Below are 6,780 nucleotides of genomic sequence, written 5' to 3' on the forward strand. Positions count from 1 at the left end.
AGGTAGGAGCAAATGATTTGTGTTACCCAACCAGCAGCAGTCATGTCCTCAACTGCTCCTGCTGCTTCAATAATTGGCTTAAGCGCTATCGGTAAATTCACCTTAAAAGTTTTGGCATTACTCAAATAGTCTGCTGTGTTGTATTCACCTAAGCGTTTACCCCACTTTTCACATTCTTCCCCGCGTGTGGAAGCACTTTTATCTATCAGTGAAAGAGCGCCAAACATACAGCAGTAGATGTGTTCGTTGTCTATATCTTCTCCCCGATGCTGACAATTCCAACAACTGCGGTACTCCTGACGGGGCTCTTTCTCCTGTAGAGTTTTGGTACAGTCTGTCACTTGAGTATCGTCTGCGATCTCAGATGGTTCTAGTACGGAGAAGGAAGAATCGGCTGGTTCCTTACCAAAATCATTTTCATTAGAAGTGCAATACGTTGCTATGTCCTCTGAGCTAGCATAGCTAACGCAACACAAAGAGCGATCGCAACTATCTACTTGTTCCTGATAGAGTGCAATAGCTTCCTGCGTATCTTTAGCCGACCCGCTGACAATGAATGCCAAGATAGCGTCATGAGAGCTTGGTGGAAGCTTGACAAATTGATAAGCAGCGTTTATACTTTTATCGTTTAAGAGTTTGCGTAAACCCTCTGCCGCAATTGTATTGCCCACTTGTATTTTTTCATCTATCAAACGAACTACCTTAGCAGCTTTGGAGTACGTAAAACCCGAACCCAAGCCAACGCGCGAAGCTATTGCATCGCGAGTAGTTCCTTTAGACGCTTCTGCACAATTTTGCATAAGCGTCTCACTTTTTCCCCTGCCGAGTTTTTGATTTGTTTTCCAGGCGGCGGTTCGCTGCCTCTGTGACGCCTTCTCCTTTTCGATCTCTTCCCACGCTTTTCCTTCCCGCACCTTCTGTTCCGTAGTTTTGGCCCTAGCAGCGTTCTCTAGCAGTAGCGCTTCTAGTTCAGCGGTCACGCCTGGGAACTCTCTTATTTCCACTGGCACGGTTTCCCATTCTAGCTGGCAAACCGCCTTCCAGCGTCGATGGCCGCTGATAATGCTTCTGTTGGGTGCAATTACCAAGGGCTTGACCCATCCACTTTCAGATATCTGTTTAACAAGAGACGTAACATCTTCATCTCCATAAATAGATGTGTTACGCGGGTGTGGTGAAAGAGTATTGGGAGGCACCCAGTCAAAAGTTGTATTCATTTTATGAGTTCTTAACTCCACATGGAGTGCATAACTCCATAATACTCTGTTTGCCCCAAAGCTTTAGCTTTGTGGTAGTTTGGTGTAATAAAGGAAGAAACTTTGATGAGCGGTGTGACTGTCGAACGGGATCTTGGATTCAATCAAAGACTGGCGACTTTGGTATCAGAGTTGCGAGGCAACTGTTCGTACCGAGAATTTGCTGAAATGATTGGCGCATTCCATTCTGATGTCCGCCGTTGGGAATTGGAATTAAAAGGTGAACCAAAACTGAGAGTCTTGGCGAAAATTGCCTCTCTTAGAGGTTGGACGCTAGACGAATTAATGGTTTATTTGGAAGGGGAAGCCCCACCGGCTGTATTTTCAATTTCACAACTTCTGGCAGAGGTACGAAGTCTTCCCTTTGAAGCCGCTGCTCAAGTAGCTCAAGCGGCTTTAGAAACAATGAGTACTAAGGGCGAACCAAAAATATGTTGATATTCTAAGGATTAAATTAGTTTGTTTAAGAGGATAAATTTAATCCTCACTTAACGGGATATATCCGGGCATATTGGTAGAATAACTCAAGAGTTGAGGATACCACTATTGTCAAATACATCACCCCAAGAGAAGCAACTGAAATTCTTGGGGTCAATGAACGAACGCTCCGGCGATGGCATGAGCAAGGGAAAATCGAAGTCATCTGGACATCCGGGAAACAACGACGATACAACGTCGAAAGCTATACAGCCAGAGCTAGATCTGACTTGGACACCCGAAGACAGATCCTCTATACTCAGCGCGGTCACAAATGGAGCTTTTTCTGAGTGCTGTCCTTTTTCTTTATCCAGTCAGAGATGGCCACAAAAAGCTCAATCTATGACCGTGCTTGCCTACGTAAGCGATCGAACGACAGACAGCCCGGTTCGGTTTGTGTCTAGTTAAACTTAGCTTTGTCTGAGTTGTCTAGCTTTTTAAGAGCGGTTGAGCCAACTGCTCCATATTCCAGTCCAGTTTCTCAGATCGCCTGCAAAACTTTATTATCAGTAGCTTTCCACCGACGTGCGATCGCCATCAGCAACTCAGGAATTTCCTCTTCAGAAATAGCCTCAATTACCTTTTCGACGGTCGATACCCCGGCTGGCTCTCCTGCTATAAGGGAACAGAAATATTTACGCGACCCCGGTGCTATCTCCTGCATCCCCTGAAGAAGCTTATCAAGCATTTGATCTGTTACGCCTGTCTTCCCATGCCTGAAATGCGATACAAGGCTTTCACTTACCGCAGCGGCTTGCGCTAAGGCTCTGCCGCCAATACGGTAACGCTTTAAAGTCTCGTTGAAAGCTTCGTGGATCAACATTAAGATTTATATCAATATTTGATTATTACTCAATTTAGTTCTACTCTTAGTCAAGTAATTCTTACCAAGGGGCGGCACTCAGATAAACACCAACCATCATGCCAAGTATTACAAAATTAGCTTGATGGTGGAGAGCTAAGTAATTAAGTTTATTTGACTTTAACAAATTCTGGAACTTTGCCAACACAATTTGTCCTGTTTGGCAAAAAGCGTTACCAGCACCTCCTTTCTAGCCACCGATTTAATAAATTCCACTTTTTATCCGCCATCGTGATAAGCAATAAAGACTGTTTTGACGACGCCCAGCAACCATCCGGCGCATCTCAATCACCTGCCACACGTTCCATCCCTAGAACCCCAAACGGCACGAACGCCCTCCGCGACCACTGGGAAAAAGAAATGCTGCCCAAACTTAGCCCAGAAATGGTCTACACCGACCCCTCGCACCGATTTCAAATCAGTCCAGACCGCTGGCGAGGTGGCAGTCCCTTCCGAGAAAGTAAGTCAGGCACATCCTTCGCCGTCTGGCCAGATACCTTGCGATTTTACGATTCCGGCATGGGATTTGCCGGAGATCCCATCTCCTACATCCACAGCCTAAAAGTGGGACGCTGGGAACACCCCAAAGGCGCTGACTGGGTAGAAGCCCTACGAGAACTATCCCGACGAGCGGGAGTAGAACACCTCTTCCCAGAGCGCAACTATTCCAAACAGCACATAGAAAGAGCCCAGAAATGGGAAGAACGCCGGGGCATCTTCGCCACTATCTACACCCTCTGCGCCCAATACCTGTGGACGGATGAAGCCGCATCTGTCAGAACCCATCTAATAGAAGAACGCGGCTTTACAGAAAAGCAACTTCAAAACTTACAAATCGGACTCTACCCCAGCCTAGAAGCAGTACAAGGTACACTCCGCGAACACTTATTCAACATCGACCTAGCATCGGAATGCGGAGTACTCACCCGTAAATGGGAAGGTTATGTCATCTTCCCCTGGCTAACCCCCCAAGGAGAACCGCTGACCATGTACGGGCATTGGCCCGCAGACAAACATAACATCCCCCTCAAGAAAAACCATCCCGGTTGGAAAAAAGAACATGAAGCAGCTAGGAGAACCTGGAACAAACTCAGCGAAGCTCAAAAAATAGAACAACCCTGGTCCGACCCGCACATACCCAAAAAATATGCCTGCTGGAATCCAAAAGATAAAGATGGTTCCTGGCTTTCCAGCAAAGAATCCCCCCTTTACTTCGAGCGAGCAGTCAAAGCCTTGCACTCCGAAGTCGTTTTAGTAGAAGGAGTTACCGACACGGCAATGGCCCAAAGCTTAGGCGATACCAGAGTAATAGCGTGTGTCGCCGCCAGCTTATCAAAAGAACAAGTCCAAACACTATCCCGCCACCGCATCCAACGAGTCAACATCTGCCTCGACCCGGACTCCGCAGGCGACAAAGGAATTATCAGCTGTATCAAAAGTTTACTTGCAGCCGGAATTACCCCCTACGTCGCTCCACGCTTACCTGATGGCGACGACGGCGACGGTGACCCCGATAAATTTATTATCAAAAACGGCATCGAAGCCTGGAAACAGCACACCAGCTTCGACAGAGCCACCCACGGCTGTCGCTGGACAGCCCGTCATATTATAGCCAGCCATTGTCCAGTTCAGTCAAACGGCGATCGCCAATTGGGGGACTCCCCAGACAAGTTAGATATTTCCTACGGACACCAAAATGAACAACTATCAGATGCAGTTCGCGAAATTATTCTGCGCGAAGCATCCCTATGGGCTTCCTCAGTAGACAAACAGTGGTCGGAAGCACTTGCTACCTACTTTTGGCCTGAAATCAAACAAGCAGTAGGAACCATAGAAATTCCAGAAACCCTTACTTCACCTCAACCAGGGCTCAGCCGTGCCACAGAGGGGTCAAAAACAATTAGAGATCGAGAAGACTCTAGCACGCTGGGTACAATTTCCCTATTACTTGGTAACGACGGTAGCTCGAAAGGAGGCTCCAACCGTAATAACAATAGTAACGGCCATACTCCAAACAACTTTAACCGCAATGACAACAACTCACAAAAAGGAGGTGGTGGAGGTAATGACGGTGGCGATTATAGCGATAGCGACGACTGGGATGAAAACGACTGGAGGGCACCCGTGTCTTGGAATGGAGAAATCGGCAAATGGTTTAAAAATGAAGATGGTACTTTCAAATTCAAACCCCTAACTGACTTTGACTTTATTATTATCGGCGAAGTAATGGCCGCACCGGGTTCGGACGCTGGCGGCGGCTATGTTGTCAAAATCAAACGCGCTTTCGAGTCTACCGAACGAGAAATTCTGCTCAAATCCCTAGAATGCCTTACCGTTAAAGAGTTTAGGACTACCATCAACAAAAAATTTGGCGTCCACCTCAGCTGTCGCCTTTCCCAAGATCAACTCGTAGCCCTCATTCATGAACGTTTAAAAGACTACCATGTCAATCGTGCTGGAAAAACCTATCGCTGCATCGATAGGTGGGGTCAACAAGAAGATGGTACCTGGGTTTTCGCCGATTGCCAATTTTTATCGGATGGCACCCCTACCGATCGCGAAGGATCGCGCTGGGTTTACAATCCTAGCTTGGGCGCTGTAGATAACATCCTTCCTCCAGAAATCCTACCTCACAATCGCCACGCGCTGCGAAACCTGTTAGAAGCGCAGCAAAAATTTGCCGGTTCTAATTTCATTTACTTCTTACTATGCAACGGTTACGTTGCCGCTTCCCTTAACTTTCAAGAAATCATCAAAGTTGAGAAATTTTTCCCCATCTTAAATCCCTGTGGTGACGGTGGAAGCAAGAAAACAGTTGCCGTGCGGTCTGCACTATCTTTAGCGGGTTGGGGCGATATGGAAAGAGGGGGATTAAGCTCTACCACTGTGAGTATGGCTTACGAACGGTTGAAATGTTTGGGTTCTATTCCCAGTTTGTGGGATGACCCGTTTGGTAATAAAAAACAAGACAGCGAAACTTTAGATGAATTCATGCACCGATTGTACAACGCTTTCCCCAGACAGGTGCGCGGCAATTCTCAACAGCCTCATTCATCTCTGATTGTGACCAGCAATAAAAGTTTGGGAGAAAGCAATCCGGCTACTAAAAGTCGCATTATCCATCTATTTATGCCCGTGATCAAAGATGGCAACAGAGAAGCTTGGAGTGAACTCAGAAAATCTTGTTTGCAAGCAGCGGGTGCTTTTCAAGATTTGATAAAAATTGGCTATCCTCAAAAGGAAATTTACGCTTTACGCTCACGTCTAAATCGACATCTGCCTACTGCTCATGAACGTGCGGCAGATAACTTAGCGCCTTTGGTTTACTATACTAAGAAAATTGCCGAGTTAGGTGGATTGGATATTGACGTTGAAGGTTGGGTAATTAAGCATCTCTGTCCGACCATGAATGAAAATTTAAGCGGACTCAATAGCGTGGCGGATTTTTTTGAGAAGCTTCCCGCTTTGATTTCCGCCAACGATGTCGGAACTTGGAACGCGGATACGATCGAAAGTAGGGAATACGGTAAGGTACTGGCATTGCACTTACCTTCGATTTGGACTCAATTCGAGCGCCAGTTTTCTCCAGCTTACAACCGTCCGGTTCTGGAACGGGTGTTGGTCGAGATGGGGGCGACCAAAAATAAGAGTGCTAAACTGCATAGCGATCGCGACGGCGTTCTGGCTTACCAGCGTGCTTTGCTGACTATACGCTTTGACGAAAATGGTAACGCTCTTTACCCCAATCAGCCGGAACGGGTCAATAAAAAGTGTTTGTTTGTACCGGAGAAATTGTGGCAGTCTCTTAATTTAGATTGGCTAGTGGAGGATGATGACCCGGATGACGATTTTCCGGGTGGCAGCGATGGGGGGGGTGGAGGTGGTTCTGGTGGCGGGGGGGATTTCCCCGGTGATGATGCCACTAAGTTTTGCCAAGAAGATACGATAGAACATTCCGCCACTTTTTCACCTTCTTTACAAGAGAGTAACTTTAGCCTTAAGGAACATCGCACCCACGATGTTGGTTATTTTTCTTCAAGTAACCAAGCAAGTACCAGCGTTACCGAGAGTAGTAACCCTGAGTCGGTGAATTGCCATAACCTAGAAAGCAAGAGCATTTCAGCCTCATTCGCGACGGCAAGTAACTCAGTAACCGACGATCGGCTGACAGAACAAGTCTGTCAG

The 6,780-nt window shown here is 46.9% G+C and carries 5 protein-coding genes; 3 read left to right on the plus strand and 2 right to left on the minus strand.

Annotation, left to right across the window (positions count from 1 at the left end):
- Positions 1-1,217: ParB/RepB/Spo0J family partition protein (locus LAY57_RS34465; protein WP_249071807.1), on the minus strand; the 1,217-nt coding region annotated here is incomplete at its 3' end.
- Between the two features lie 105 nt (positions 1,218-1,322).
- Between LAY57_RS34465 and LAY57_RS34470 the strand changes: the two genes are divergently transcribed.
- Positions 1,323-1,694, plus strand: coding sequence for a hypothetical protein (locus LAY57_RS34470; protein WP_249071809.1), 372 nt, complete (start codon positions 1,323-1,325; stop codon positions 1,692-1,694).
- A 143-nt stretch (positions 1,695-1,837) separates the two neighbouring features.
- Positions 1,838-2,023, plus strand: coding sequence for a MerR family DNA-binding transcriptional regulator (locus LAY57_RS36375; protein WP_249071815.1), 186 nt, complete (start codon positions 1,838-1,840; stop codon positions 2,021-2,023).
- 191 nt (positions 2,024-2,214) lie between these two features.
- Here LAY57_RS36375 and LAY57_RS34480 read toward each other — a convergent pair whose 3' ends face one another.
- The gene (locus LAY57_RS34480; protein WP_249071811.1) at positions 2,215-2,556 is read right to left on the minus strand and encodes a hypothetical protein; all 342 of its coding nucleotides are present in this window, start codon (positions 2,554-2,556) and stop codon (positions 2,215-2,217) included.
- A gap of 153 nt (positions 2,557-2,709) precedes the next feature.
- On the opposite strand from LAY57_RS34480, the gene LAY57_RS34485 reads away from it, so the two are divergent.
- A partial coding sequence (locus LAY57_RS34485; protein WP_249071813.1) for a toprim domain-containing protein occupies positions 2,710-6,780 on the plus strand: 4,071 nt, incomplete at its 3' end.

This window comes from Argonema antarcticum A004/B2 (assembly GCF_023333585.1).
In the GTDB taxonomy this organism is placed as follows: Bacteria; Cyanobacteriota; Cyanobacteriia; order Cyanobacteriales; family Aerosakkonemataceae; genus Argonema; species Argonema antarcticum.

Coding starts and splice junctions, on each gene's coding strand:
- LAY57_RS34470 (WP_249071809.1), top strand. CDS start 1,323: ATGAGCGGTGTGACTGTCGAACGGGATCTTGGATTCAATCAAAGACTG.
- LAY57_RS34480 (WP_249071811.1), bottom strand. CDS start 2,556: ATGTTGATCCACGAAGCTTTCAACGAGACTTTAAAGCGTTACCGTATT.